Genomic DNA, 25,182 nt, shown 5'->3' on the forward strand with positions numbered 1-25,182 from the left:
GAGCGCCATGCCGGTGAACCTGTCGGCCCCCAACCCTGCCGATCTGCACCCCGTCGCCGGCGTCGAACTCGGCATCGCGATGGCCGGCGTGCGCAAGGCGAATCGCCGCGACGTGCTGGTCGTCAGGCTCGCCGCGGGCAGCGCGGTGGCCGGCGTGTTCACGCAGAACCGCTTCTGCGCGGCGCCGGTGCAGGTCTGCCGCGAGCACCTGGCAGCCGGGCAGGGCATCCGCGCGATCGTGGTCAACACCGGCAATGCCAATGCCGGCACCGGTGCGGACGGCCTGGCCCGAGCCCGCTCCACCTGTGCGGCGCTCGGCGCGCTGATGGGCGTCACGCCGCAGCAGGTGCTGCCGTTCTCGACCGGCGTGATCATGGAGACGCTGCCGAACGAGCGCATCGAGGCCGCGCTGCCGGCGGCGCTGGCCGACGCCAGGCCCGCGAACTGGGCGCTGGCGGCCGAGGCGATCATGACCACCGACACGGTGCCCAAGGCGGCCTCGCGCCAGGTGCAGATCGGCGGCCGGACGGTCACCATCACCGGCATCAGCAAGGGCGCCGGCATGATCCGGCCGAACATGGCGACCATGCTCGGCTTCATCGCCACCGACGCGGTGATCGCCCCGGCGCTGATGCAGGAACTGGTGCGCGAGGCGGCCGACCGCTCGTTCAACCGCATCACGATCGACGGCGACACCTCGACCAACGACTCGTTCGTGCTGATCGCCACGCAGCAGGCCGGCCACGCGCCCATCACCCAGGTCGAATCGAACGACGGCGCGGCCTTGCGCGCCGCGCTGATCGAGGTCGCCCAGCAACTCGCCCAGGCCATCGTGCGCGACGGCGAAGGCGCCACCAAGTTCATCACCGTGCGTGTGGACGGCGGGCGCACGAAGGAAGAGTGCCGCCTGGCGGCTTATGCCATCGCGCATTCGCCGCTGGTCAAGACGGCGTTCTTCGCCAGCGACCCGAACCTCGGCCGCATCCTCGCGGCGGTGGGCTACGCCGGCATCGCCGACCTCGACCAGTCGCAGATCGACCTGTTCCTCGACGACGTGCACGTCGTGCACCGCGGCGGGCGCCGGCCCGAGTACCGCGAGGAGGACGGCGCACGGGTCATGAAGCGCTCCGAGATGACGGTGCGCATCGTGCTGAACCGCGGCCAGGCCCACGCCACCGTGTGGACCTGCGACTTCTCGTACGACTACGTGAAGATCAACGCGGACTACCGTTCCTGATCGCTGCGCGCAGCAGCCAGGCCGCCGCGGCGGCGGCCAGCAGGTGTTTCAACGTGTGGCCGCTGACCACCCCGCTGGCCTGCAGCACCGCATGGTCGGCCAGCTCCAGGGCCTTGGCCGCAGCGTAGAGCGCGAGCGTCGTCCACCATGCAGCGTCGCTCACCGCGTGGGCAGACAGCGGGCGCAGGCGCATCGAGAGGCCGGCCACCACCAGCACCATCGGCAGGAACTGCACGAACAGGTAGGCGCGCAGGTCGCCGCGGCCGGCTTCTTCGCTCGCCCACCACAGCAGCACCGACGCCGCCGCCGCGACCAGCGCCCCGGCCAGCACGGCGGGGCGCGCCCAGCGCGGGTCGACGCGCTCGGCCAGGAACAGGCAGACCAGCAGGGCGCACGCGGCCGCGATCGGCAGGCGGTCGAACACCAGCGAGGCGTTGTCCGGCGCCCAGTGGTAGCCGGCCGAGCCGAAGGCGGTGGCGCCGATCGCCAGCGCGAACAGTCGCCACGGCACGTCGCGCAGCGCGGCCCAGGCCCAGGCGCCGATCAGCAGGAAGGGCAGGTTGCTCAGCACGTCGGCTGCATTCGGCACCGCGAACCAGGTGCGCCGGTCGGCGAAGTCGTGGTAGCTGCTCCACTGCGGGATCGGCCCGTGCAGCAGCAGCGCGAGGGCGAACAGCAGCGTGGCGGCCAGCAGGAGGTGGGAACGTGTCATGGCGCACATGCTGCACGCCGGCCCGCCGCCCGCGCAAGCGCGGCGGCTGCCGGTGGCATGCGGCGGCACTGCCGGTATCGCGCGTCGACGCCGCATCCCACGTTCTACCGATTGCAGGCCACGCAGGGAGGCTGCTAGGATGTTTCGCATTCGATCCCGCCCACGCCACGCCATGAGCCACGCCCTCCACCTCGCCGTATGCCGCCGCCCTCGCGCCGCGTCGTTCGGCCTGGCGTCGTGGCTCGGCGTCGCAGCGCCGAATCGCCCGTCCAAGCGGGCCATCGGCGCCATCTAGTCCTCTCGGCACCCGCCTCCACCGAGGCCCCCGCCGAGAGATCGGCGGAGGAATCGGGTGTCCCCAGTTCCTCCGTCAACGGGCCCAACGGCCCGCCAGGGTTCCCACCGGAGCCCGCCGCGAGAGAAAGACGAGGAAGCCATGACCGAATGGCTGCTGGAAGGCAAGGAGGGACGCATCGTGCGGCTGAGGCGCTGGCTCGACGGCCTGCTGCCGCACGACGACCTGTTGCGCCAGGTCACCTACCGCAGGCTGTGGACCTCGATCCTGATCAGCTCCTTCGGCGGCCAGGTCACCATGCTCGCGTTGCCGCTCACCGCGGCGGTACTGCTGCATGCCAGCCCCACGCAGATGGGCCTGCTCACCGCGATGGAGATCCTGCCCTTCGTGCTGTTCTCGCTGCCTTCGGGCGTGTGGCTGGACCGGGTGCGCAAGCTGCCGGTCTACGTGGCCGGCGAACTGCTGCTGGCCGCAGTGGTGTCGAGCGTGCCGCTGGCCTGGTGGCTCGGCTGGCTGACCATGCCCTGGCTGTACATCGTCGCCTTCGTGATCGGCACCGTGTTCACCACCGCCGGCTCGGCCGCGCAGATCGTGCTGACGCAGGTGGTGGCGCGCGAGCGCCTGGTCGAGGCGCACGCGAAGAATGCGCTGGCGACCTCGGGCGCCGAGGTGGCCGGCCCGGGCTTCGCGGGGCTGCTGATCAAGCTGGTCGGCGCGCCGCTCGCGCTGCTGGTGGATGCAGCGCTGCTGGTCGTCTCCGCGACGATCCTGCGCGGCATCGTCGTCGACGAGCGCCGCGCGGTGCGCCACGACGCCCACTTCTGGCGCGACCTGAAGGCCGGCGTGCGTTTCGTCGCGCGCCAGCGCCTGCTGGTGGCACTGGCCTGTGCGGTGGGTGTGTGGCAGATGTGCCATCACGCGGCCATCGTGGTGCAGATCCTGTTCGCCACCCGCACGCTCGGCCTGAGCGAGCACCAGGTCGGCCTGAGCTATGTCGGCATGGGGGTGGGCACGGTTCTCGCGAGCATCTGGGGCGACCGCATCAGCCGACGCATCGGTCCGGGGCCCTGCCTGACGCTCGGCTTCGCGGTGTGCGGCGCGGGCTGGTGCCTGCTCGCGCTGGCGCCGGCCGACCGCTGGGGCGTCTCGGCCTTCGCGCTGATGCTGCTGATGTTCTCGGCCGGTGCGGTGCTGGTGTTCATCAACTTCCTGGCGCTGCGCCAGGCGGTGACGCCCGAGCCGCTGCTGGGCCGCATGACGAGCACGATGCGCTGGCTGATCCTGATCCCGGCCGGCCCCGGCGCGCTGCTGGGCGGCTGGCTCGGGGAGCATGTGGGCCTGCGGAGCGCGCTCGCCTTTGCCGGCGGCACGGCGCTGCTGCTGGCGCTGGTGGCGTCGCAGGTGCCGGTGATCCGGCGCGTGCGCGAGCTTCCACTGCCCGAGTCGGTCGACGACTGGCTCGGCGCCGAGGCCGAGGTGCGCGACAGCCGCCTCGGCACGAACTGAACGATCAAGGAGGACTTGGACCATGGACCCCGTGCTCATCGACCTGCCGATGCAGCTCGTCTCCGAACGGCTGATCCTGCGCTGCCCGCGCCCGGGCGATGGCCCGGTGGCCAACGAGGCCGAGCGCGAATCGATCCAGGACCTGCGACCCTGGATGCCCTGGGCGCGCGCCGACAAGAGCGTGGCCGAGAGCGAGGCCTGGTGCCGCCGCGCCCATGCCCGCTACCTGCTGCGCGAGGAGCTGCACCTGTTCATCTTCGAGCGCGACGTGCTCGGCCGCGAGGGCAGCCTGATCGGCGGCATCGGGCTGCACCACATCGACTGGGCGCTGCGCAGCTTCGAGATCGGCTACTGGCGCCGGCGCGGCTTCGGCGGGCGCGGCCATGCCACCGAGGCGGTGCATGCGCTGGTGCGCTTCGCCTTCGACCAGCTGGCCGCGCGGCGTGTCGAGATCCGCACCGACGACGCGAACCGGCTCAGCTGGCGCCTGGCCGAGCGCGCCGGCTTCACGCTCGAGGCGCTGCTGCGCGGCGACAGCCTCTCGCCCACCGGCGAGGTGCGCAGCACACGGGTCTACGCGCGGGTGCGAGGCATCGAGGAGCCGATGGCGCTGCCGAACGCCGCGGCCGCGGCGGCCTGATCCGCAGCGATCGTCAGCCGACGCGCTGCTGTGTCGACGCGTCGAACCAGTGCAGGTGCGCCGGGCTCGCGCGCAGCGCGAGACCATCGCCGGCGCGCGGCGCGGCCAGCGTCGCGTCGACCCGCACGGTGAACGGCGCGTTGCCGACACGCCCGTGCACCAGGCGCTCGGCGCCCAGCATCTCGACGGTATCGACGGCGAACGGCCAGCCGCTGCCGGGGGCCTGCAGCTCGGTGTGCTCCGGCCGCAGGCCGAGGATCAATGCACCGTCGCGCGGCGCCGGCGCGGGCAGGGCCAGCTCGGCGCCCTCGAGCACGAAGCGCGTGCCCTCGGCGCGCCCGGACACCAGGTTCATCGGCGGCGCGCCGATGAAGCCGGCCACGAAGGTGGTGGCCGGCGTCGCATAGACCTGCTCGGGCGTGCCGATCTGCTCCATGCGGCCGGCGTTCATCACGATCATGCGCTGCGCCAGCGTCATCGCCTCGACCTGGTCGTGCGTCACGAACAGCGAGGTGACGCCCAGCTCGCCGTGCAGCTTCTGGATCTCCAGGCGCGTCTGCGCGCGCAGCTTGGCGTCGAGGTTGGACAGCGGCTCGTCGAACAGGAACACTTCCGGCTGGCGCACGATCGCGCGGCCCATCGCGACGCGCTGGCGCTGCCCGCCCGAGAGCTCGCGCGGCTTGCGGGTCAGGTAGGGCCCGAGCTGCAGGATCGCCGCCGCCTTGTCCACGCGCGCGCGGATCTCGTCGACCGGCACCTTCTGGATGCGCAGCCCGTACGCCATGTTGTCGAACACGCTCATGTGCGGATACAGCGCGTAGTTCTGGAACACCATCGCGATGTCGCGCTCGCTCGGCTCGACGTGGTTGACCACGCGTCCGGCGATCGCGATCTCGCCGCCGCTGATCTCCTCCAGCCCCGCCACCATGCGCAGCAGCGTGCTCTTGCCGCAGCCCGAGGGCCCGACGATGACGATGAACTCGCCGTCCGCGATCTCGGCGTTCACGCCGTGGATCACCTGGTTCGCCTTGTCGCCGCGGCCGTAGCGCTTGACCACGTCGCGGATGCTGATCGCTCCCATGCGCTTCTTTCTACTTCTCGGTGTCGACGAGGCCCTTGACGAACCACTTCTGCATCAGCAGCACCACCAGCGCCGGCGGCACCATCGCCAGGATCGCCGTGGCCATCACGATGTTCCAGTCGGTCGCCGCGTCGCCGCCGCTGATCATGCGCTTGATGCCGATCACCACCGGGTACATCGACTCGTCGGTGGTCACCAGCAGCGGCCAGAGGTACTGGTTCCAGCCGTAGATGAACTGGATGACGAACAGCGCCGCGATCGAGGTGGCCGACAGCGGCAGCAGCACGTCGATGAAGAAGCGCATCGGCCCGGCGCCGTCGATGCGCGCCGCCTCCACCAGCTCGTCGGGCACGGTCAGGAAGAACTGGCGGAACAGGAAGGTCGCGGTGGCCGAGGCGATCAGCGGCACGGTCAGGCCGGCATAGGTGTTCAGCATGCCGAGGTTGGCGACCACCGCGTAGGTCGGCCCGATGCGCACCTCGACCGGCAGCATCAGCGTGATGAAGATGGCCCAGAAGAACACATGGCGCAGCGGGAAGCGGAAGTAGACGATCGCGAAGGCCGAGAGCAGCGAGATCGCGATCTTGCCGAAGGCGATGACCAGCGCGGTGATCAGGCTGACCATCATCATGCGGCCCACCGGCGCGTTGGACGCCGCGCCCTGGCCCGTGCCGCCGAGCGCGGCGAGGTAGTTCTCGACCATCCGGTCGCCCGGCAGCAGCGACATCGGCACCTGCAGGATCTGCTCGGCCGTCTGCGTGGAGGCGACGAAGGTCACCCACAGCGGGAACGCGACCAGCGCGACGCCGGCGATCAGCACGACGTGCGCGAGGATGCCGAGGGTGGGGCGGCGTTCGACCATGTCAGTGGCGCCCGACTGCCCGAAGCCACTGACGCGCCCCCTCGGGGGGCAGCGAACGAAGTGAGCGTGGGGGTTTCATTTCAGGTGTGGATCATCAGTAGTTGACCTTCTTCTCGACGAAGCGGAACTGCACCACCGTCAGCGCGATCACGATCACCATCAGCACCACCGACTGCGCCGCCGAGCCGCCGAGGTCCAGCGCCTTGAAGCCGTCGTAGTAGACCTTGTAGACGAGGATCGCGGTGTCCTTGCCCGGACCGCCCTGGGTGGCCGCGTCGACGATCGCGAAGGTGTCGAAGAAGGCGTAGACGACGTTGATCACGAACAGGAAGAAGGTGGTCGGCGAGAGCAGCGGGAACTGGATGGTCCAGAAGCGCCGCCAGGGCCGCGCGCCGTCGATCGCCGCGGCCTCGATGAGCGATTTCGGGATGCTCTGCAGCCCGGCGAGGAAGAACAGGAAGTTGTAGGAGATCTGCTTCCACACCGCTGCCGCGACGATCAGCGCCATCGCCTGGCCGCTGTTGATCAGGTGGTTCCAGTCGATACCGATGCTGCGCAGCGCGTACGAGACGATGCCGATCGAGGGCGCGAACATGAACAGCCACAGCACCCCGGCCACCGCGGGGGCCACCGCGTACGGCCAGATCAGCAGCGTGCGGTAGACCAGCGCGCCGTGCGCCACCCGGTCGGCGAACACCGCCAGCAGCAGCGAGATCGCGATGCCCAGCCCGGCCACCAGCACCGAGAACACCGCGGTGGTCTGGAACGACGCGAGGTAGGTCGGGTCGTTCCAGAGGTGGGCGAAGTTCTCCAGCCCGATCCACTCGGTCGAGGTGCCGAAGGCGTCGGACTGCTGGAACGACTGCAGCAGCGCCTGCCCGGCCGGCCAGAAGAAGAACACCGCGATGACGGCCGCCTGGGGCGCGAGCAGCGCCCAGGGCAGCCAGCCGGAGCGGAAGACGACGCGTTTCTCGGCGGCCAAGATCGCGCGATCAGGACTTGTTGGCGCGCTCGAAGCGCTCGAGCAGCTCGTTGCCGCGCTTGACCGCGCTGTCCAGCGCGTCCTTGGCGGGCTTCTTGCCGGCCCAGACCTGCTCGAGCTCCTCGTCGACGATGGCGCGGATCTGCAGCATGCTGCCCAGACGCACGCCGCGCGACTTGTCGGTCGTCTTGCGGATCATCTGGTTGACCGCGGTGTCGGTGCCCGGGTTCTGCTTGTAGAAGCCGGACTTCTCGGTCAGCTCGAAGGAAGCCAGCGTGACCGGCAGGTAGCCGGTGCGCTGGTGGCTCTTGGCCTGGATCTCGGGGCTGGTGAGGTAGTTGAAGAAGGCGGCCACGCCCTTGTACTCGGCCGGCTTCTTGCCCGACATCACCCACAGCGAGGCGCCGCCGATCACGGTGTTCTGCGGCGCGCCGGGCACGTCGGGGTAGTAGGGCAGCGGGGCGATGCCGAACTCGAACTTGGCGTTCTTCTTGATGCTCGCGTAGGTCGACGACGAGGCGGTGGCCATCGCGCATTCGCCCGAGTAGAACGGCGCGTCGCCCAGGTTGCCGCGGCCGCGGTAGTGGAACAGGCCCTGCTGCGCCATGTTGGCCAGGTTCTCGATGTGGCGCACGTGCAGCGGGCTGTTGAAGGCCAGGCGCGCGGCGTTGCCGCCGAAGCCGTTGTTGTGCGTGGCGAACAGCGTGTTGTGCCAGGTCGAGAAGCTCTCCAGCTGCGTCCAGCCCTGCCAGCTCGTCGTGAACGGGCAGGCCACGCCGGAGGCCTTCAGCTTGGCGGCGGCGGACACCAGCTCCGGCCAGGTGGCCGGCGGCTTGTTCGGGTCGAGGCCGGCCTTGCGGAACGCGTCCTTGTTGTAGTTCAGCACCGTGGTCGAGCTGTTCAGCGGGTAGCTCAGCATCTGGCCGTTGGGCGCCGTGTAGTAGCCCACGACGGCGGAGATGTAGGCCTTCGGGTCGAACTTGTAGCCGGCGTCGGCCATCACCTGGCCGACGGGCACGACCGCACCCTTGGCCGCCATCATCGTCGCGGTGCCGACCTCGAACACCTGCACGATGTGCGGCGCGTTGCCGGCGCGGAAGGCGGCGATCGAGGCCGTCATCGATTCGTCGTACTGGCCCTTGTAGGTCGGCACGACCTTGTAGTCCTTCTGGCTGGCGTTGAAGCCGTTGGCCAGATCGACGACCCAGTCGTTCAGGCCGCCGGTCATCGAGTGCCACCATTGGATCTCGGTCTGGGCCCGGGCGGGCAGGGCGGCGGCCAGCGCGAGGGCGCTGAGGGCGGTGCAGGCGATGCGGAAGGGCTTCATGACGGCTCCGTGATGGTTTCGTGACAGGCCTCGTGGGCCAGCCGGCCAGTGTCTACGGCTCTTGTGACAGGCGCGTTTATGGTCGCGTGCGTCGCCCGCGGCAACGGGGATAACCCGCCAGGGGGGCGGGCGCCGGCGGGCAGGGGAATGCGGCCCTTTGCTACGATTCGCCCCTGACAGCCTGATCGGGGGCACGCCAGCCCCCGACCGCCATGAACGCACCCGCCACCTTGTCCCAGCTGGCCGCCGTCGCCCCGACCGGCCCGGCCACCGAGGGCACCGCTCCGCGCCTGCGCGAGATTCCCTACAACTACACCTCGTTCTCCGACCGCGAGATCGTCATCCGCCTGCTCGGCACGCGCGCCTGGGACGTGCTGAACCGGCTGCGCGAGGAACGGCGCACCGGCCGCTCGGCGCGCATGCTGTACGAGGTGCTGGGCGACATCTGGGTGGTGCAGCGCAACCCCTACCTGCAGGACGACCTGCTGGACAACCCGAAGCGCCGCAAGGCGCTGATCGACGCGCTGCACCATCGGCTGCACGCCATCGAGGCGCGCCGCGCGCCGCAGGCCGACGGCGAGCGCGATGCCCTGGTGGGCGAGCTGCTCGAGGCCGCGCAGAGCGCCGTCGAGGGCTTCTCACGCCAGTTCGACGCGATGGCCGAGCTGCGCCGGCGCGTCGTGCGGGTGCTGGGGCGCCGCACCGACCGCGACAACATCAAGTTCGACGGCCTGTCGCGCGTGGCCCACGTGACCGACGCCACCGACTGGCGGGTCGAGTACCCGTTCGTCGTGCTGACGCCCGACAGCGAGGCCGAGATGGCCGCGCTGGTGGCCGGCTGCATCGAGCTCGGGCTGACCATCATCCCGCGCGGCGGCGGCACCGGCTACACCGGCGGTGCCGTGCCGCTGGCCTGGAACAGCGCGGTGATCAACACCGAGAAGCTGGAGGCGATGAGCGAGGTCGAGATGACCTCGTTGCCGGGCGTGGCGCAACCGGTGCCGACCGTGTGGACCGAAGCCGGCGTCGTCACCCAGCGCGTGGCGGACGCGGCCGAACGTGCCGGCTTCGTCTTCGCGGTCGACCCGACGTCGGCCGAGGCCTCCTGCATCGGCGGCAACATCGCGATGAACGCGGGCGGCAAGAAGGCCGTGCTGTGGGGCACGGCGCTGGACAACCTCGCCTCCTGGCGCATGGTCACGCCGCAGGCAACCTGGCTCGAGGTGGTGCGCCTCGACCACAACCTCGGCAAGATCCACGACGCCCCGACCGCGAGCTTCGAGCTGCGCTGGTTCGACGCGACCGGCAAGAAGCTCGAGAAGACCGAGCGGCTCGACATCCCCGGCGCCACCTTCCGCAAGGAGGGCCTGGGCAAGGACGTCACCGACAAGTTCCTGGCCGGGCTGCCGGGCATCCAGAAGGAAGGCTGCGACGGACTGATCACCTCGGCCCGCTGGGTGGTGCACAAGATGCCGGCGCACACCCGCACGGTGTGCCTGGAGTTCTTCGGCAACCCGAAGGACGCGGTGCCCTCGATCGTCGAGATCAAGGACTTCATGTTCGCCGAGCAGAAGCGCGGCGGCGCGATCCTGGCGGGCCTGGAGCACCTGGACGACCGCTACCTGAAGGCCGTCGGCTACGCGACCAAGAGCAAGCGCGCGGTGCTGCCGAAGATGGTGCTGATCGGCGACATCGCCGGCGACGATGCCGACGCCGTGGCCCGCGCCACCAGCGAGGTGGTTCGCATCGCCAACTCGCGCAGCGGCGAGGGCTTCGTGGCCGTCAGCGCCGAGGCACGCAAGAAGTTCTGGCTCGACCGCAAGCGCACCGCGGCGATCAGCCGCCATACCAACGCCTTCAAGATCAACGAGGACGTGGTGATCCCGCTGCCGCGCATGGGCGAGTACACCGAGGGCATCGAGCGCATCAACATCGAGCTCTCCCTGCGCAACAAGATCGAGTTCGCCGACGCGCTGGAGGCCTTCTTCGACAAGGGCAGCCTGCCGCTGGGCAAGACCGACGACGCCAACGAGATCGCCAGCGCCGAACTGTTGGAAGACCGGGTGCAGCAGGCGCTCGCGCTGGTGCGCGAGGTGCGCGGCCTGTGGCAGCACTGGCTCCAGAACCTCGACGCGCCGAATCCGGCCAGCGGCCGCAGCTTCTTCGCCGACCTGCAGGACCATTCGCTGCGCGCCTCGTGGAAGACCCAGATCCGCGCGCCGTTGCAGCAGCTCTTCGCCGGGGCCGCGCTGGCGCCGGTCGTCGACGCCTGCCAGCAGATCCACGCCCAGGTGCTCAAGGGCCGCGTGTGGGTGGCGCTGCACATGCACGCCGGCGACGGCAACGTGCACACCAACATTCCGGTCAACAGCGACAACTACGCGATGCTGCAGACCGCCCACGAGGCGGTGGCGCGCATCATGGCGCTGGCGCGCCGGCTCGACGGCGTGATCTCCGGCGAGCACGGCATCGGCATCACCAAGCTCGAGTTCCTGAGCGATGCGGAGCTGGCCGGCTTCACCGACTACAAGAAGCGCGTCGACCCCGAGGGCCGCTTCAACAAGGGCAAGCTGCTGCGCGACCCCGCGCTGAAGGCGGACCTCACGAACGCCTACACGCCGAGCTTCGGCCTGATGGGCCACGAGTCGCTGATCATGCAGCAGAGCGACATCGGCGCCATCTCCGACAGCATCAAGGACTGCCTGCGCTGCGGCAAGTGCAAGCCGGTGTGCGCCACCCACGTGCCGCGCGCCAACCTGCTGTACAGCCCGCGCAACAAGATCCTCGCCACCTCGCTGCTGGTGGAGGCCTTCCTGTACGAGGAGCAGACGCGCCGCGGCATCAGCATCAAGCACTGGCAGGAGTTCGAGGACGTCGCCGAGCACTGCACCGTCTGCCACAAGTGCCTGTCGCCCTGCCCGGTGAAGATCGACTTCGGCGACGTGTCGATGAACATGCGCAACCTGCTGCGCAAGATGGGCCAGAAGAGCTTCCGCCCGGGCAACCGGATGGCGATGTTCTTCCTCAACGCGACGCAGCCCGAGACCATCAAGCTGATGCGCTCGGCGATGGTCGATGTCGGCTTCAAGGCGCAGCGCAGCGCGAACCGGCTGCTGTCCGCCTTCGCGAAGCGCCAGACCGCCCGGCCGCCGGCCACCGTGGGCCTGCCGCCGGTGAAGGAGCAGGTGATCCACTTCATCAACAAGAAGATGCCCGGTGGCCTGCCCAAGCGCACGGCGCGCGCGCTGCTGGACATCGAGGACAAGGCCTACGTGCCGATCATCCGTGACCCGAAGAGCACCACGCCCGACAGCGAGGCGGTGTTCTACTTCCCGGGCTGCGGCTCGGAGCGGCTGTTCTCGCAGGTGGGCCTGGCGACGCAGGCGATGCTGTGGCATGCCGGCGTGCAGACGGTGCTGCCGCCAGGGTATCTGTGCTGCGGCTACCCACAGCGCGGCAGCGGCGACTACGACCGCGCCGACAAGATGATCACCGACAACCGGGTGCTGTTCCACCGCGTGGCCAACACGCTGAACTACCTGGACATCAAGACCGTCGTCGTGAGCTGCGGCACCTGCTACGACCAGCTGCAGGGCTACAAGTTCGAGGACATCTTCCCCGGCTGCCGCATCGTCGACATCCACGAGTTCCTGCTCGAGAAGGGCATCAGGCTCGAGGGCAGCGGCGGCTACCTCTACCACGACCCCTGCCACACGCCGATGAAGCTGCAGGAGCCGATGAAGACGGTGAAAGCGCTGGTGGGCGAGAACGTCCGCAAGAGCGAACGCTGCTGCGGCGAGAGCGGCACGCTCGGCGTGACGCGGCCGGACATCTCGACCCAGGTGCGTTTCCGCAAGACCGAGGAACTGCGCCGCGACGAAGCCGCGCTGCGCGAGATGATGAAAGGCGCCGCAGGCGGCGCGGGCGCCGTGCCGGCCCAGGGCGACGTGAAGATCCTCACCTCCTGCCCGAGCTGCCTGCAGGGTCTGCAGCGCTATGGCGACGATCTCGCCAACGGCCTGCTGGAGGCGGACTACATCGTCGTCGAGATGGCGCGCAAGATCCTCGGCGAGCAGTGGCTGCCCGAGTACGTGGCACGCGCCAACGCCGGGGGCATCGAGCGCGTGCTGGTCTGACTCACTCTGCGGAGAGCTTGCGCTCCCTGATGAGCGCGTGCCAGAAGGTGGTCTCCTTCTGGATGAAGGAGGCCAGCGCCGGCCCGTCGGTGGGGGTCACTTCGAGGCCGAAGTCCTCCAGCTTCGCGCGCACCTCGGGCACGACGATGGCCTTGTTCATCTCGGCCGAGAGTCGGCTCACGATCTCCGCGGGCGTGCCCCTGGGCACGAACAGGCCCTGCCAGGCGGTGACCTCGAAGTCCTTGATGCCGAGCTCGTCGAGCGTCGGCACGTCGGGCAGCGCGGGGATGCGCTTCCTCGACATCACCGCCAGCGCCTTGACCTTGCCCGCGCGGATCTGCGGCAGGCCGGCCGCGGTGTCCAGCACCATCATCGGCACCTGGCCGGAAATCACGTCCTGCACCGCCAGCGCCGTGCCGCGGTAGGGCACGTGCACCACGAAGGTCTGGGTGCGGTTCTTCAGCAGCTCCATCGCCAGGTGGTGGGGGCTGCCGATGCCCGGGGAGGCGTAGCTGAACCGGCCCGGGTTCTTCTTCAGTGCGTCGAGCCATTGCCGCCCGTCGGCGAAGCCGGCGCCGGGGTGCACGGCGACGATCAGCGGAAAACGCGCCATGAAGCCCACCGGCGTGAAGTCGGACGGCGCGTACGGGATCTTCTTGTACATCGCCTCGTGGAACACCATCGCGCCGTTGTCGCCGGTCAGGATGGTGAAGCCGTCGGCCGGTGACTTGGCGGCGTTGTCGGTGCCGATGATGCCGGCCGCGCCCGGCCGGTTGTCGATCACGAGGTTGGCGCCGAGCTGCTTGCCCAGCTGCGGCGCGAGCTGGCGTGCCAGGAAATCCGAGCCGCCGCCGGCGGGATAGGCCACCACCCAGCGGATCGGCTTGCCCTGCGGCCAGTTGTCGGCGTGGGCCAGCGGGGTGGCCAGGGCGGCCGCCAGTGCGAGGGCGTGGCGGCGGGTCAGGGTGGCGTTCATGCGGCGCGGTCGGTCGTGGATGACGGCGCGCATCTTAGGGCGCCGCCGCGAGCGGCGAGAATCCGGGCCTGCGCCAATCACAATCCCGGCGATGCCGACGCCCGCAACGCACCGATCCGACCCGCCGCGCTGGCCGCGTGCCGTCGCGGCGTGTCTGCTGGCCCTGGCCAGCCTCGCGGCCGGGGCACAGCGCAGCGAGGGCTACCCGCCGGAGCTGCTCGGCATCCACGACCTCGAGCTCGAGGACCCGCGCACCGCGCTGGCGCGCGCCAGCAGCGCCACCGACGACGCGGAGCGCTCGTTCTGGCAGGCCCTGGGCCGTGCCAGCGTGCACACGCTGCTCGAACGCAGCAGCGCCGCGCACGAGAATGTCGAGCAGGCCCGCGCCGTGCTCGCGCGCTGGCCGCAGGCCACGCCGCGCCACCACCTCTGGCTGGAGGCCTATGCGATCGGCGCGGCCTACCGCACCGGCGAATCGGGCGCGCTGCTGCAGCGCAACGTCGCGCTGCGCCGCGCGGCGGTGCCGCTGCGCGACGTGCACCTGCTGTGCGAGGTGTCGGCGGCCGACCTGTTCCTGCTGCGCGACACCAACGCGCTCGACGAGGCCTGGATCGCCGCCGAGGAGACCGAGCGCTGCGGCCGCGAGCTGATGCTGCCGCACCTCGAGACCGCGGCGCTGATCGCGCTCGGCGGCATGGCCGGCGACCTGGGCGGCAAGGCGCCGACCGAGAGCTACTTCGAGCGCGCGCTGGCGGTGCTGGGCGCGCGCACGGCCCGCTTCCAGCGCGCCTGGATCGAGTGGGAGCTGGGCAACGCGCTGCACCGGCAGGGGCGGCCCGATGCCGCGGCGCGTTACTTCGAGGCGGCGCTGACCCGCAGCCGCGAGATCGACGACCGCAGCAGCGAGGCCATCGTCACGCTCGACCTGGCGGCACTGCGGCTGGCCCAGGGCGAGCCGGCGCAGGCACTGGCGCTGGTGCGCGGCGTGGCACCCTTGCTGCAGCCGGCCGAGTCGCCGGTGCGGGCGGCCACCGCGGCGCGCCTGGCGATCGAGGCGCTGACGGCGCTCAAGCGCCCGGAGGTGCTGGCCGAGGCGGCCCGCGCCCGCGAGCTCGAGCCGCTGCCGATGCCGGCTCAGGAGCGGGCGCGCCTGGCGCGTGCGGTGGCGGCCGCGCTGGCCAGCCAGGGCCAGCACGCGCAGGCCTATGCGGCGCTGCTGCGCGCCTCCCAGGCCGTCGACCTGGGCCAGCAGTCGCTGCGCGACGCGCAGGTGCTGCGCCTGCAGGCGCGCTACGAGCTGGCGCGGCGCGAGGCCGAACTCGCCGACCTGCGCCACCGCGCCGAGGCCGCGCGGCTCGAGCTGGCCGCGCGCGACGCCCAGCAGCGCGCCTTGTGGGCGGCGCTGGTGGTGCTGGCCGGCGCCTTCGGCCTGGCGCTGTGGTTCGTGCTGCGCGTGCTGCGGCGCCGCCGCCGGCTGGCCGAGCTGGCGATGCGCGACGAGCTGACCGGCATGCCGAACCGGCGCGCGGTGCTGGCCTTCGCGCAGGAGCAGTTCCGCGTCTGCCGGCGCGTCGGCCTGCCGCTGTCGATCGCGCTGATCGACCTGGATCACTTCAAGTCCGTCAACGACCGGCATGGCCATGCGGTGGGCGACCGCGTGCTGATGGCCTTCGCCGCCGTGGGGCGCAGCGTGCTGCGCGGCCAGGATCGCCTGGGCCGCTACGGCGGCGACGAGTGGCTGCTGGTCATGCCCGGCGCCGGACCGGAGCGCATCGCCCAGGTGTTCGAGCGCCTGCGCGCGGTGCTCGCGGAACGCGCCATCGACGGCCTGCCCGCGCCGCACGGGCTCACCCTGTCGATGGGGGCGGCCGGCCTGGCCGAGAGCGTGGAGACGCTCGAGGTGCTGATCGAGGAGGCCGACCGCCAGCTCTACCGCGCCAAGGCCGACGGGCGCGACGCGTTGTGCCAGCCCGGGCCGACCGTGGCCGGCACGCTGGACGAATCGGTGCTGCCTGCCGCGGCCTGAGCCGCCTCCCCCGCACGGGGGCTTAAGGTTTCGTGAGGGTCGGCGCAAGGAAGTTTGACGAACGCGCCGGCGCTGTCCTTCCTACAGTGGCGCACCGCGTCACGAACGCGCCGAGCCGACGAGAGCCGCCATGTCCGCCACGAGCCTGCGCCCCGCCTCCCACCCCGCCTCCCACCCCGCCTCCGCCGCGACCCTGATCGGGGGCGGGCCGCTCGGCCTGCTCAGCGGGGCACGCTGAGCAGCTGCACCATGCGGCCGACGACGAGCCGGAAGCGCCCGCGCCCGGTCTTCTCCAGGCGCAGGTCGGCGCGCCGCTCGGCCAGCCGGCGCGTCAGCAGCAGCAGCCGGGCCTCGAGGTTGTCGCCCAGCTCGGGCAGGCCGATCTGCGGCGCCAGGCGCAGTTCGCGGTTGCTGAACTCGCTGCGCCCCTGGCGGGCATGTTCGCCCAGCAGGTGCCACAGGATGCGGCCGGCCACGCCCTTGATCAGGTAGTCGTCGTCGAGGAACAGGCTGCCGTCGGCCTCGAAGTGGCGCACGCGCAGCGGCGCGCCTGCCGGGCGTGGCGCGGCCGGCGCGGCGGCGGCAGGCAGGCCCTCGTCGCCCGCCTCGGCCACCAGCTGGAAGCCTCGCACCAGCGCGGCCAGCTGCGCCGCGAAGGCGGCCAGCGCGTCCTCGTCGTCCCAGCCGAAGCGCATGTCCTGCGAGCTCTCGACGAACAGCACGCCCTGCAGCGAGTCGGCGCAGACCAGCGGCAGGGCGAGCTGGCTGTGCGGCTCGGCCAGGCCGGGCCACGGGATCTCCGACTCGAGCGCGCCGGCGCCGCCCTGCGCCGTCAGGCGCTCCCGGATGCCGCGCGTGTAGGCGTAGTCCAGCGTCAGGTGGTTGATGCGGATCGCGCAGCGCAGCCGCGCCGCGACGCCGATGACCCCGGCATCGAGCGGGATCTCCGAGCCCACGCCCGAGCTGCCGTAGCCGCGGCTGCCGACGGTGTAGAGGCGCTGGCCGGCCGCATCGAACATCAGCAGCATCGCGTGCGTGACGCCGTGCTCCTGCGCGAGCGTGTCCAGCGTGGCCTCCACCAGCCCGGCCAGGTCGGTGCAGGCGGCCAGGCGTTCGACGCTGCGGCGCAGCCGCACCAGGTGGTGGCGCGGCGGGGGCGGGGGCGGCAGCGCCGGCGTGCTGACGGCGTGCAGGCCGGTCAGCTCGTACACGTCCGAGCCGAGCAGGCGGAACACGCCGGCCATGCCGGTGTGCGAGGCGATGCCGGCGAGCTTGGCCTTCATGCGCTCGAACAGCGGGCCCTCGGTCTCGGTGCGCAGGTAGCGCGCGCGCAGCCGCCACAGCGTGCCGTCGCGCGGGTCGACCACCAGCAGCTCGACCTGCGGGTTGGCCAGCACGTTGCGGCGCGTCTTGTTGAAGAACTGGAACGACAGCGCGAGGTGGCGCTCGTCGACGTACTCCACCTGCGACAGGTAGGCCACGTTGGGCACGCCGTCGTCCGAGCAGGTGGCCATCACGCCCGGGATGGCTCCTTCCAGGCAGGGGCGGATCAGGTCGAGCGTGAGCGCCTCGCTCACCTGACGACCCTCCGCGCAATGCGCTCCGGGATTCGCGCTGGGGAGCGGCCCGGCGCGCTCATGGCCGGATGCGCTCGCCGGCCTGCGGACCGGGGGTCTGCTCGTAGGCCTCGCGCGGCTCGAAGCGCACCGTCACCAGCTCGTGCGGCTCGTGGCGGAACATCGTCTTCACCAGCACGCGGTCGAAGCCCAGCAGAGCGATCTCGTCGGCGAAGCACTCGACGTAGTGCGCCACCAGCGCCGCATCGCCCGGTGCCGGCGGCTCGATGCACGCACCGTCGCCCTTGAGCTGCAGGCTGCGGTCGGTCGTGGGCTCGGTGAACACCACCGCGATGCGGCCGTTGTCGCGCAGGTCGTCGAGCAGTTCGGTGCAGGCGCCGGTGGACAGGAACAGCGTCAGCTCGCGCCGGTCCGCCGTGAGCCGGCAGCCGAGCGCGCGCATCAGGTGCGGGCGGTGCAACGCGTCGCGCGTGGCCGCGATGATCGAGACGCGCCGGCGCATCAGCGCGGCGTGCTCCGGGCCGATCACGGCGGGCGGGGCGTCATGCTCCATGTCGGGCCAGTGTAGTGGCGCGGCCGGCGCCGATAATGCCGCGCATGAGTGCCCGGCCCGATTGCCCCCTGTGCCGCGACGCCGGCGGCCCGCTCGTCTGGCAGGACGCGCAGTGGCGCGTGATCCGCGTCGACGACGCGGACTTCCCGGCCTTCTACCGCGTCATCGCGCAGGCCCACGTGGCCGAGTTCTCGCAGCTCGATGCGGCCGAGCAGCGGCGCTGCATGGCGCTGGTGGCGGCGCTGGAGCGCACGCTGCTCGAGCAGCTCTCGCCGACCAAGATCAACCTCGCGGCGCTCGGCAACATGGTGCCGCACCTGCACTGGCACGTGATCGCACGCTTCGACTGGGACAGCCATTTCCCGCAGGCGATCTGGGCGCCGCGGCAGCGCGAGGTGATACCGCCGGCGGTACGGCGCCTGGCGCTGCCGCTGCCGGCACTCGATGCCGCGGTGGCGCAGGCGCTGCACAAGACCGCGTGATCGATGTCCCCAATGCGAGCGCGCCGGGCGCGTTCGCTACACTGCGGCGCCTGCGATCCACGCGACCTTCCATGGCCGGCCTGAACCCCGATACCCCATTGCCCACCGGCATCACGGTGCACCAGCACAGCCGCGTTCTCGAGGTGGCCTTTGCCGACGGGCGCAGCTTCCGCATCCCGTTCGAATTGATGCGTGTCTATTCGCCGTCCGCCGAGGTGCAGGGGCACGGGCCGGGGCAGGAGGTGCTGCAGACCGGCAAGCGCGACGTCGAGCTGACCGCGCTCGAGCCGGTGGGCAACTACGCGGTGCAGCCGAGCTTCAGCGACGGGCACGACTCCGGCATCTTCTCGTGGGACTACCTCTACTTCCTGGGCGACCAGCAGGACGCGCTGTGGGCCCGCTACGAGGAGCGCCTGCGCGAGGCCGGCATGGACCGCGACGCGCCGATGGCCGCGCCGGCCTCCGGCGGCGCCTGCGGCCACCACCATTGAATCGCCACGCCATGAGCGAGACGCATTTCGGGTTCGAGACGGTCGACGAGCAGCAGAAGGCCAGCCGCGTGCGCGGCGTGTTCGATTCGGTCGCGTCGAAGTACGACGTGATGAACGACGTCATGTCGATGGGCCTGCACCGGGTGTGGAAGTCCTACACCGTCGGCGTGGCCAACCTGCGGCCGGGCATGCAGGTGCTCGACATCGCCGGCGGGACCGGCGACCTGGCGCGTGCCTTCGCGCGGCGCGTCGGCCCGGGCGGCACGGTGCTGCTGACCGACATCAACGAGGCCATGCTGCGCCAGGGCCGCGACCGCCTGCTCGACGAGGGCCTGGTGCTGCCGACCGTGATCTGCGACGCCGAGGCGCTGCCCTTCCCGAACGAGCGCTTCGACCTCGTCAGTGTCGCCTTCGGCCTGCGCAACATGACGCACAAGGAGCGTGCGCTGGCCGAGATGTGCCGCGTGCTCAAGCCCGGCGGCCGTCTGCTGGTGCTGGAATTCTCCAAGGTCGCGCCGCCGCTGGCCAAGGCCTACGACTGGTACTCGTTCAACGTGCTGCCGCGCCTGGGCAGGCTGATCGCGGGGGACGAGGCGAGCTACCGCTACCTGGCCGAGTCGATCCGCATGCACCCGGACCAGGCCACGCTGAAGTCGATGATGAAGGCGGCCGGCTTCGGCCACGTCGACGTGCACAACCTGAGCGCGGGCATCGTCGCGCTGCACGCGGGGATCAAGTGCTGAACCGGCCGGGTGCCCGGCGCGCCCTGCGGCCGCTCGCGCTGCTGCTGGCGGCGGGCCTGGCGGTGCCGGCAGCCAAGGCCTCGGCGCTGACCGCCCTGAGCACCTCGCTCGGCCTGGGCGCGGCGCTCGCGTCGCTGACCGCGCTGCGCGGCGGTGCCTCGCCGCTCGCGCTGGCCGGGGTCGGTGCGCTGGTGGTCGCCTCGCTGGTGTGGGCACAACGCCGGGGCGGCGTGGGCCCGTCGTCGCCGCATGCCGCCGAGCAGGCGCTGCTCGCCATGGCGCGGGAGCGCTTCGTGGCGCTGCAGGCGGCCTGGGACCGCGGCGACGTCGAGGCCCTGCGGGCGCTGACCACCGACGGCATGCTGGACGAACTGCTCGACCAGCTGCCCGAGCGCGGCCCCGGGCCGAACCGCACCGACGTGCTGTCGCTCGAGGCCCGGCTGCTGGCCCACGAGAAGCTCGACGCGCTCGAGTTCGCGAGCGTCGAGTTCAGCGGCATGGTGCGCGAAGGACCCGGCCGCCACGCCGCGCCGTTCCGCGAGATCTGGATGCTGGCGCGCAGCGCCGGCGAGCCCGACTGGCGCCTGGCACGCCAGCAGGCCCTTCTCTAGAGGGCTAGAGGCGCCAGCAGCGCAGGCCGAGCGCGGCCACCTCCGCCGGCGCGTAGCCCGACTTCACGTCGGCGAACACGGCGCCGGGCACCGCCTTCTCGGCGATCTTCGACAGGCCCATCTCGCGGTACTCGCGGTGCGACACCGCGGCCACGATTGCGCAGGCGCGCGGCAGCTGCTCCCAGGGCGTGAGCGTCACGCCGTACTCGTGCTCGCATTCGGCCGACACCGCGATCGGGTCGTGCACGTGCACACGGGCGCCGAAGCTCTTCAGCTCGTTGACCACGTCGATCACCTTGCTGTTGCGCAGGTCGGGGCAGTTCTCCTTGAAGGTCATGCCCAGCACGATGACATCGGCGCCCTTGACCGGCAGATCGGCCGCGATCATCTGCTTCACGGTCTGCTCGGCCACGTACTTGCCCATGCTGTCGTTGATGCGCCGGCCGGCCAGGATCACCTGCGGGTTGTAGCCCAGCTTCTCGGCCTTGTGCGTCAGGTAGTACGGGTCGACGCCGATGCAGTGGCCGCCGACGAGCCCGGGCCGGAAGGGCAGGAAGTTCCACTTCGTGCCGGCCGCCTGCAGCACCTCCAGCGTGTCGATGCCGATGCGGTGGAAGATCACCGCCAGCTCGTTCATCAGCGCGATGTTCAGGTCGCGCTGGGTGTTCTCGATCACCTTGGCGGCCTCGGCCACCTTGATGCTGCTGGCCGGGAACACGCCCGCGGTGATGATCGCGCCGTACACCTCGGCCACCTTGGCGAGCGTGGCCGGCGTGTCGCCCGAGACCACCTTGGTGATCTTGGTGACGGTGCGCTCCTTGTCGCCCGGGTTGATGCGCTCGGGGCTGTAGCCGACGAAGAAGTCGCGCTTCCACTGCAGGCCCGAATGCTTCTCGATGATCGGGATGCAGACCTCCTCGGTCGCACCCGGGTAGACGGTGGATTCGTAGACGACGATCGCGCCCTTCTTCAGGTTCCTGCCGACGCTCTCGGAACTCTTGACCAGCGGCGTGAAGTCGGGCTGGTGCGCGTCGTCCACCGGCGTGGGCACGGCCACGACGATGAAGTCGGCCTCGGCGATCACCTTCGGGTCGGTGCTGCAGACGAGCTGCGTGGCGGCCTTCAGGTCCTCGCTCGAGACCTCGCCGGTCGGGTCGACGTGGCGGCCGTAGGCCTCGACCTTCTCGGCCGAGAGGTCGAAGCCGAGCGTGCGGAACTTCTTGCCGAACTCCACGGCCAGCGGCAGCCCGACATAGCCCAGGCCGATGACGGCGATGGTGGTCATGTGCTTTTCTCCCTCAACCCCAGATCACTGCTTGAAGTAGTCGCGGTACCAGGCGACGAAGCGGCCGATGCCCTCGGGCACCGGCATGCGCGGGCGGAAGCCCGTCCAGGCCTCGAGCTCGGACACGTCGGCGTAGGTGGCCGGCACGTCGCCGTCCTGCAGCGGCAGGAACTCCTTGAGCGCGGGGCGGCCCACCGCGGCCTCGATGGCCTCGATGAACTCCATCAGCGTCACCGGGGCGTTGTTGCCGATGTTGAACACGCGGTAGGGCACGTTGCTGCGCGCCGGGTCGGGCGCGGCGGCGTCGAAGGCCGGGTCGGGCGTGGCGACGCGGTCGAGCACGCGCACCACGCCCTCGGCGATGTCGTCCACGTAGGTGAAGTCGCGCACCATCTTGCCGTGGTTGAACACCTTGATCGGCTCGCCGGCGAGCATCGCCTTGGTGAAGAGGAACAGCGCCATGTCGGGCCGGCCCCAGGGCCCGTAGACCGTGAAGAAGCGCAGCCCGGTGGTCGGCAGGCCGAACAGGTGGCTGTAGGTGTGCGCCATCAGCTCGTTGGCCTTCTTGGTGGCCGCGTACAGGCTGACCGGGTGGTCGATGTTGTGGTGCTCGGAGAACGGCATCGCGGTGTTGCCGCCGTAGACGCTCGAGCTCGACGCGTACACGAGGTGCTGCACGCCGTGATGCCGGCAGCCCTCGAGGATGTTGGTGAAGCCGACGACGTTGCTGTCGATGTAGGCCTGCGGGTTGACCAGCGAGTAGCGTACGCCCGCCTGCGCGGCCAGGTGCACGACGCGGTCGAAGCGCTCCGCGCGGAACAGCCTGTCCATGCCGTCGCGGTCGGCCACGTCGAGCTTCTCGAAGCGGAAGCCGGCGTGCGGCTGCAGGCGCGCCAGGCGGGCGTGCTTCAGGCGCGGGTCGTAGTAGTCGTTCAGGTTGTCGACGCCGACCACCTGGTCGCCGCGGGCCAGCAGCAGCTGGCTGACGTGCATGCCGATGAAGCCGGCCGCGCCGGTGACGAGGATTTTCATGGCCGCAGGCTGGAAGAGGGGTGGGTCATGGCAAACCGGGGATTCTGCGCGATGCGGGCACGCCGCCGTACCCGCCCGATCCGGGGTGATGCGACGCGGCCGGGCTCACGTGGTGCGGCCGTAGGTGTCCTCGTAGCGGACGATGTCGTCCTCGCCGAGGTAGCTGCCGGACTGCACCTCGATGATCTCGAGCGGCACCTTGCCCGGGTTCGCGAGCCGGTGCTTCTCGCCCAGCGGGATGTAGGTGCTCTGGTTCTCGGACAGCAGGATCTTCTTCTCGCCGCAGGTCACCTCGGCGGTGCCGCTGACGACAATCCAGTGCTCGGCGCGGTGGTGATGCATCTGCAGGCTCAGGCTGGCGCCGGGCTTGACCAGGATGCGCTTGACCTGGAAGCGTGCCCCGGCGTCGATGCTGTCGTACCAGCCCCAGGGGCGGTGCACCTGGCGGTGCAGGTTCTGCTCGCTGCGCCCGGCGCGGCCGAGTTCGGCGACGATCTGCTTGACCTCCTGGCTGCGCGCGCGGTCGGCCACCAGCACGGCGTCGGGTGTCTCGACCACCACCACGTCGTCCATGCCGACCACGCCGACCAGCCGGCTGGTGGCGTGCACCAGCGTGTTGCGGCTGTCGCGCAGCAGCGTGTCGCCGCGGCTGACGTTGCCGGCCTCGTCCTTCGCGCCGACCTGCCAGACCGCCTCCCAGGCGCCGAGGTCGTTCCAGCCGGCGTCCAGCGGCACCATGCGCAGCGAGAAGCGCCCCGGCGCGGCGGCCACGGGCTCCATCACGGCGTAGTCCACCGATTCGGACGGGATCGCGGCGAACTCGGCCTTGCCCGGGCGCACGAAGCTCGCGTCGACGCTGCGGCGCTCCCAGGCGGACCGCGTGGCGGCCAGGATGTCCGGGCGGAAGCGCTCCAGCGCCGCCAGCCACACCGACGCGCGCACCACGAACATGCCGCTGTTCCAGAAGTAGTGGCCTTCGGCGAGGTAGCGCTGCGCGGTGGCGAGGTCGGGCTTCTCGACGAAGCGCTCGACGGCGCGGCCGGCCGCGTCGCCCGCGCCGGCGGCGATGTAGCCGTAGCCGGTCTCGGGCCGGTCCGGCGTGACACCGAGGATCACGATCTGGCCCTGCGCCGCGCCGCGCACCGCCTGCTGCAGCGCCTGCGTGAAGGCCGCCTCGTCGGTGACGGTCTGGTCGGCCGGGCTGACCACCAGCACCGGGTCGGTGCCGCTGTGCTGCGCGTGCAGCGCCGCCAGCGTCATGGCCGGCGCGGTGTTGCGGCCCACCGGCTCGAGAAGCAGCGTCGCGCCGCTCTGGCCCAGCTCGCGCAGCTGCTCGAGCACGAGGAAGCGGTGCTCGTCGTTGCCCACCACGCAGGCGGGCGCCACCTGCAGGTCGGCCGCGGCCAGGCCGGCCAGGCGCTGCACGGCCTGCTGGAACAGGCTGTTCTCGCCCTGCAGCACGAGGAACTGCTTGGGGAACTGCGCACGCGACAGCGGCCACAGCCGCGTGCCGCTGCCCCCGGCCATGATGACCGGCTGGACGGCGATGGGAGAGGTGTTCTTGTTCATCGGGGTGGGCCGCCTGAGGCGGGATCGAAGCCGTTCGGGTTCATGGACTGCCAGCGCCACGCGTCGCGGCACATCGTGTCGAGGTCGCGCCGGGCGCGCCAGCCCAGCAGCTCGGCCGCACGCGACGGATCGGCGTACATCGCATCGACGTCGCCGGGCCGGCGCGGCAGGATCTCGTAGGGCACCGCGCGGCCGCAGGCGCGCTCGAACGCGCGCAGCACCTCCAGCACGCTGTAGCCGCGACCGGTGCCGAGGTTCAGGGTCAGCAGGCCGGTGTGGGCGAGCAGCCGGCGCAGCGCGGCCACGTGGCCTTCGGCCAGGTCCATCACGTGGATGTAGTCGCGCACGCCGGTGCCGTCGGGCGTGGCGTAGTCGGCGCCGAACACGCGCAGGTGCGCGCGCCGCCCGACGGCCACCTGCGTCAGGTAGGGCATCAGGTTGTTCGGCACGCCCTGCGGCGCCTCGCCGATCAGGCCGCTCTCGTGCGCGCCGATCGGGTTGAAGTAGCGCAGCAGCGCGATGCGCCAGTCGGCATCGGCGGCGTGCAGCTCGCGCAGCAGGTTCTCGCCCACAAGCTTGGTCGAGCCGTAGGGGTTGGTGGCGGTGAGCGGTGCATCCTCGGGGATCGGCAGCGTCTGCGGCCGGCCGTACACGGTGGCGCTGGAACTGAACACCAGCGTGCGGCAGCCGTGGCGCTGCATCGCCTGTGCCAGCGAGACCAGCCCGCCGACGTTGTTGCGGTAGTAGGCGAGCGGCTGTGCCACGCTCTCGCCCACCGCCTTGAAGGCGGCGAAGTGCACCACCGCGTCGATGCGGCGCTGGCCGAACAGCGAGTCGAGCACGGACCCGTCGCCGACGTCGCCGCGCACGAACTCCGGCACCTGACCGGACAGCCGCTCGAGCCGGTTCAGCACCTGCGGCGAGCTGTTCGAGAAGTCGTCCAGCCCGACCACGCGAAAGCCCTCGGCCAGCAGCGCAAGCCAGGTGTGGGAGGCGATGTAACCGGTGGCCCCGGTCAGCAGGACGGTCGCGGCAGCGCTCATCAGGGCGGCAGGAGAG

21 protein-coding genes are annotated in these 25,182 nt (G+C 71.0%); 9 read left to right on the top strand and 12 right to left on the bottom strand.

From position 1 onward, the window contains the following. The first annotated feature begins 7 nt into the window (after positions 1-7). Positions 8-1,237, top strand: a complete 1,230-nt coding sequence (argJ, locus tag D9C15_RS21860; protein ID WP_128000585.1) for a bifunctional glutamate N-acetyltransferase/amino-acid acetyltransferase ArgJ — start codon at positions 8-10, stop codon at positions 1,235-1,237. On the opposite strand, the gene D9C15_RS21865 is transcribed toward argJ, so the two are convergent. Then, the gene (locus D9C15_RS21865) at positions 1,215-1,949 is read right to left on the bottom strand and encodes an alkaline phytoceramidase (RefSeq protein WP_128000586.1); all 735 of its coding nucleotides are present in this window, start codon (positions 1,947-1,949) and stop codon (positions 1,215-1,217) included. The two genes, argJ and D9C15_RS21865, sit on opposite strands and share 23 nt — an antisense overlap. A gap of 436 nt (positions 1,950-2,385) precedes the next feature. Here D9C15_RS21865 and D9C15_RS21870 point away from each other — a divergent pair, with 436 nt between their 5' ends. Together D9C15_RS21870 and D9C15_RS21875 are read left to right on the top strand one after the other, a co-directional pair. Beyond that, positions 2,386-3,750 (top strand): MFS transporter, encoded by a 1,365-nt coding sequence (locus D9C15_RS21870; protein ID WP_128000587.1) that lies wholly within the window; start codon positions 2,386-2,388, stop codon positions 3,748-3,750. A gap of 22 nt (positions 3,751-3,772) precedes the next feature. Continuing rightward, on the top strand, positions 3,773-4,390 hold the full coding sequence (locus D9C15_RS21875) for a GNAT family N-acetyltransferase (protein WP_240668509.1): 618 nt from the start codon (positions 3,773-3,775) through the stop codon (positions 4,388-4,390). Between the two features lie 13 nt (positions 4,391-4,403). Here D9C15_RS21875 and D9C15_RS21880 read toward each other — a convergent pair whose 3' ends face one another. From D9C15_RS21880 to ugpB, 4 genes are all read right to left on the bottom strand, one after another. After that, entirely contained in the window at positions 4,404-5,471 is a 1,068-nt protein-coding gene (locus D9C15_RS21880; RefSeq protein WP_128000588.1) for a sn-glycerol-3-phosphate import ATP-binding protein UgpC, read from the bottom strand. Between the two features lie 10 nt (positions 5,472-5,481). After that, positions 5,482-6,333 carry a sn-glycerol-3-phosphate ABC transporter permease UgpE gene (ugpE, locus tag D9C15_RS21885; RefSeq protein WP_128000589.1) on the bottom strand — a complete coding sequence of 284 codons (852 nt, stop codon included), beginning with the start codon at positions 6,331-6,333 and terminating at the stop codon, positions 5,482-5,484. A 94-nt stretch (positions 6,334-6,427) separates the two neighbouring features. After that, positions 6,428-7,315 (bottom strand): sn-glycerol-3-phosphate ABC transporter permease UgpA, encoded by an 888-nt coding sequence (ugpA, locus tag D9C15_RS21890; RefSeq protein WP_128000590.1) that lies wholly within the window; start codon positions 7,313-7,315, stop codon positions 6,428-6,430. Between the two features lie 10 nt (positions 7,316-7,325). Continuing rightward, the gene (ugpB, locus tag D9C15_RS21895) at positions 7,326-8,642 is read right to left on the bottom strand and encodes a sn-glycerol-3-phosphate ABC transporter substrate-binding protein UgpB (RefSeq protein ID WP_128000591.1); all 1,317 of its coding nucleotides are present in this window, start codon (positions 8,640-8,642) and stop codon (positions 7,326-7,328) included. 212 nt (positions 8,643-8,854) lie between these two features. Here ugpB and D9C15_RS21900 point away from each other — a divergent pair, with 212 nt between their 5' ends. Continuing rightward, positions 8,855-12,778 (top strand): DUF3683 domain-containing protein, encoded by a 3,924-nt coding sequence (locus D9C15_RS21900; protein ID WP_128000592.1) that lies wholly within the window; start codon positions 8,855-8,857, stop codon positions 12,776-12,778. Between the two features lies 1 nt (position 12,779). Here D9C15_RS21900 and D9C15_RS21905 read toward each other — a convergent pair whose 3' ends face one another. Continuing rightward, positions 12,780-13,754, bottom strand: coding sequence for a Bug family tripartite tricarboxylate transporter substrate binding protein (locus D9C15_RS21905; RefSeq protein WP_164886807.1), 975 nt, complete (start codon positions 13,752-13,754; stop codon positions 12,780-12,782). 91 nt (positions 13,755-13,845) lie between these two features. On the opposite strand from D9C15_RS21905, the gene D9C15_RS21910 reads away from it, so the two are divergent. Further along, positions 13,846-15,780, top strand: coding sequence for a tetratricopeptide repeat-containing diguanylate cyclase (locus D9C15_RS21910; protein ID WP_164886808.1), 1,935 nt, complete (start codon positions 13,846-13,848; stop codon positions 15,778-15,780). A 221-nt stretch (positions 15,781-16,001) separates the two neighbouring features. Here D9C15_RS21910 and D9C15_RS21915 read toward each other — a convergent pair whose 3' ends face one another. Continuing rightward, entirely contained in the window at positions 16,002-17,357 is a 1,356-nt protein-coding gene (locus tag D9C15_RS21915; RefSeq protein ID WP_205854871.1) for a pyridoxamine 5'-phosphate oxidase family protein, read from the bottom strand. A 58-nt stretch (positions 17,358-17,415) separates the two neighbouring features. After that, positions 17,416-17,910, bottom strand: coding sequence for a pyridoxamine 5'-phosphate oxidase family protein (locus tag D9C15_RS21920; RefSeq protein WP_128000595.1), 495 nt, complete (start codon positions 17,908-17,910; stop codon positions 17,416-17,418). 44 nt (positions 17,911-17,954) lie between these two features. Here D9C15_RS21920 and D9C15_RS21925 point away from each other — a divergent pair, with 44 nt between their 5' ends. The 4 genes from D9C15_RS21925 to D9C15_RS34135 all read left to right on the top strand — a co-directional run bounded on the left by D9C15_RS21925 (position 17,955) and on the right by D9C15_RS34135 (position 20,237). Continuing rightward, positions 17,955-18,392: an HIT family protein gene (locus tag D9C15_RS21925; protein WP_128000596.1), complete on the top strand. Its 438-nt coding sequence runs from the start codon at positions 17,955-17,957 to the stop codon at positions 18,390-18,392. A 71-nt stretch (positions 18,393-18,463) separates the two neighbouring features. Further along, positions 18,464-18,883, top strand: coding sequence for a gamma-butyrobetaine hydroxylase family protein (locus D9C15_RS21930; RefSeq protein ID WP_128000597.1), 420 nt, complete (start codon positions 18,464-18,466; stop codon positions 18,881-18,883). Between the two features lie 11 nt (positions 18,884-18,894). Then, positions 18,895-19,626, top strand: a complete 732-nt coding sequence (gene ubiE / locus D9C15_RS21935) for a bifunctional demethylmenaquinone methyltransferase/2-methoxy-6-polyprenyl-1,4-benzoquinol methylase UbiE (protein ID WP_128000598.1) — start codon at positions 18,895-18,897, stop codon at positions 19,624-19,626. Beyond that, positions 19,620-20,237 carry a Tim44 domain-containing protein gene (locus D9C15_RS34135; protein ID WP_240668511.1) on the top strand — a complete coding sequence of 206 codons (618 nt, stop codon included), beginning with the start codon at positions 19,620-19,622 and terminating at the stop codon, positions 20,235-20,237. The genes ubiE and D9C15_RS34135 overlap by 7 nt, the downstream gene beginning before the upstream one ends. Before the next feature lie 4 nt (positions 20,238-20,241). Here D9C15_RS34135 and D9C15_RS21945 read toward each other — a convergent pair whose 3' ends face one another. From D9C15_RS21945 to galE, 4 genes are all read right to left on the bottom strand, one after another. Continuing rightward, a complete protein-coding gene (locus D9C15_RS21945; protein WP_128000599.1) occupies positions 20,242-21,522 on the bottom strand; it encodes a nucleotide sugar dehydrogenase in 1,281 nt (426 codons plus the stop codon). A 24-nt stretch (positions 21,523-21,546) separates the two neighbouring features. Beyond that, a complete protein-coding gene (locus tag D9C15_RS21950) occupies positions 21,547-22,554 on the bottom strand; it encodes an NAD-dependent epimerase (protein ID WP_128000600.1) in 1,008 nt (335 codons plus the stop codon). Between the two features lie 105 nt (positions 22,555-22,659). Further along, positions 22,660-24,123, bottom strand: a complete 1,464-nt coding sequence (locus D9C15_RS21955) for a mannose-1-phosphate guanylyltransferase/mannose-6-phosphate isomerase (RefSeq protein ID WP_240668513.1) — start codon at positions 24,121-24,123, stop codon at positions 22,660-22,662. Then, positions 24,120-25,166: a UDP-glucose 4-epimerase GalE gene (galE, locus tag D9C15_RS21960; protein ID WP_128000601.1), complete on the bottom strand. Its 1,047-nt coding sequence runs from the start codon at positions 25,164-25,166 to the stop codon at positions 24,120-24,122. The genes D9C15_RS21955 and galE overlap by 4 nt, the downstream gene beginning before the upstream one ends. Positions 25,167-25,182: the final 16 nt, after the last annotated feature.

This window comes from Piscinibacter defluvii, from assembly GCF_004011805.1.
GTDB lineage: Bacteria > Pseudomonadota > Gammaproteobacteria > Burkholderiales > Burkholderiaceae_C > Piscinibacter > Piscinibacter defluvii.